This window comes from Streptomyces sp. NPDC101152, from assembly GCF_044768275.1.
Lineage (GTDB): Bacteria > Actinomycetota > Actinomycetes > Streptomycetales > Streptomycetaceae > Streptomyces.
The window spans coordinates 1-2,365 of record NZ_JBIWPO010000132.1; the positions used below are offsets into that span (position 1 = coordinate 1).

2 protein-coding genes are annotated in these 2,365 nt (G+C 67.8%); both read right to left on the reverse strand.

The genetic code is table 11. The features are described from left to right. Window positions 1-54 precede the first annotated feature (54 nt). Window positions 55-825: an IS21-like element helper ATPase IstB gene (gene istB, locus ACIRVK_RS45450; RefSeq protein WP_404258034.1), complete on the reverse strand. Its 771-nt coding sequence runs from the start codon at window positions 823-825 to the stop codon at window positions 55-57. Beyond that, window positions 822-2,240, reverse strand: coding sequence for an IS21 family transposase (gene istA / locus ACIRVK_RS45455; protein WP_404258036.1), 1,419 nt, complete (start codon window positions 2,238-2,240; stop codon window positions 822-824). The genes istB and istA overlap by 4 nt, the downstream gene beginning before the upstream one ends. Window positions 2,241-2,365 lie beyond the last annotated feature (125 nt).

Below are 2,365 nucleotides of genomic sequence, written 5' to 3' on the forward strand. Positions count from 1 at the left end.
TGTCGGCGTACGGCCTCTGGTCCCCAGTTGCGTACGGGCGAACGTCCCCGGCGGTTAGGCCACTTCGGTCTCTCGCTCGATGGCCTTGAGGCGGTTCTTCAGCCGGTAGCTGGGGCCGTTGATGGAGATCACGTCGCAGTGGTGGAGGAGCCGGTCGAGGATGGCGGTGGCGAGGACCTCGTCGCCGAAGACCTGGCCCCACTCGCTGAAGGTCTTGTTCGAGGTCAGGATGATCGAGCCCTTCTCGTAGCGCTTGGAGATCACCTGGAAGACAAGGTTCGCCTCGGCCCGTTCGAGGGGCTGGTAGCCGACCTCATCCACGACCAGGACGCTGGGCCGCAGGTAGGTGCCGAGCTTGTTCAAGAGTCGTCCGGCGGCTTCGGCGGTCTTCAGGTTGCGGACCATGTCGTCGAGGCTGGTGAAGTAGATCGAGTAGCCGGCCCGGCAGGCCGCGACCGCCAGGGCGACGGCGATGTGTGTCTTGCCGACCCCGGGCGGGCCGAGCAGGGCCGCGTTCGCTTTGGCCTCGACGAAGGAGAGGGTGGCGAGGTCTTTGACCTTGCGCGGGTCGAGGTCGGGCTGGAAGGAGAAGTCGTACTCGTCGAGCGTCTTGTGATGCGGCAGCTTCGACAGCCGCAGGCCCTGCCGGAAGCGGCGGTCGTCGCGGACGGCGAGTTCCTCGGACAGGACCAGGTCGAGGAAGTCGAGGTAGCCCATCTTGGCCTCGTCGGCCCGCCGGATGTACTCGTTGATGGTTTCGGCGAGGTGGGGCAGGCCGAGCTTGCCGGCCGTGGTGCGGATGCGGGTACTGACCAGCTCGCTCACGATGTTTCCCTCGTGCTCGGGTGGGTGGTGAAGGGGCGGGTGCCGGTCAGTTCGTCATAGACCGACAAGGGACGGCGGCCGACCTCGACCCGAGTGACCGCGGCCCGGTTCAGCAGAGCCTGCAAGGACCCGGCCGACTCCTCGGGAAGTCGCTCACGTCGAGGCGGGACGACGACGTCGCCGGTGGTGACCCGGCGGCCTTGGCCAGTGGGCAGTCCGTCCCAGTGGCTCTCGTCGACCACGCGGACCCCGCGGCCGACCGCCCGCGCGTGCATGGCCAGCAGGGTCTCGCCGCTTGCGTCGGGGACGGTGGAATGCAGCATGATCTGGGACCTCGTGGCTCGGACCTCGACCAGCTGGCGGGGACGGACCTTGCGGGCGGGCACCGAGTAGAGGTTGCCGCCAAAGGCGACCAGGCAGTCCTTTCCGACCGGCCGCAGATGCCGCTCGGCCACCAGATAGGGGGTGGCCGGCAGCGGCTTGAGGGCCGCGTGGTCGCGGGCCGCCCGCTCGCCGATGACCTCCCGGTAGGTGCGGTGGACCTGGGATCGCCGCTGCGGCACCCAGGCGGCGAAGGCGGCGTCCATCTCCTCGAGGGAGGAGAAAGAACGCCCGGCCAGGACGTGGTCACGGACGATGTCGACCTGCCGCTCGACCCGGCCTTTGCCCTGGGGCCGATAGGCGGCCAGCACGTCGATGTCGAAGTCGTAGTGGCCGGCGAAGGCGACCGCCTCCGGATGCAGCGGAACCGCCTGACCAGGAGCGACATGCCGACGCACGACGGTCTTGGTGCGGTCGTAGACGATCGTCATCGGCACCCCGCCGAAGTGCGCGAAGGCCCGCCGGTGGCAGTCGAAGAAGGTCTGCAGGTCCTGGCTGGTGGTGAAGCAGCAGAATGGGTCGCGCGAGTACGACAGCGTCATGTGGAAGGAGTAGACTTTCCCGATGCCCATGTGGGCGAGGATCTTGCCCTCATCGCCCCAGTCGACCTGGGCCTGGGCGCCAGGGATCACCTCGAAGCGGCGGTGCATGCCAGCCAGTTCCCGAGGCGTGATGCCGAGTTCCTCCGCGATCCTGGGGCGGGCTTCTTGGACATACAGCTTGACGCGCTGGTAGTTGCCGGTGAACCCGTAGTCCCTGGCCAGACGCTCGTGGATGACGGTGGCCTTCATCAGGATCTCGGCCCGCAGCATCGAGTCGATCAGCGGCGCGAACTCGTCGACCATCCGCTGCTGGTGCCGTCCGTTCGACGTCCGCCGCGGAGGCGAAGCCGGCCCCTTGGCAGCGAGGTACTTGCGGACCGTCTTGCGGTCCAGCCCGGTCTCCCGGGCGATCTCCGACAGGCTCATCGCCCCGGACTCGAACAGGCCGCGAAACCGCCGCAGTTCCAACCAGCGATGCGGATCCAAAACCATCGTCAGCCGTCCTCCGCCGCCCCACACCGACCAAGCAGCAGAGTGCCCACCGCTGACCCTCAGCGCGTCAGAAACTGGCCTCGTTCATCCGTACGTGGCTGAGGACGTTCACCTGTACGCCGACA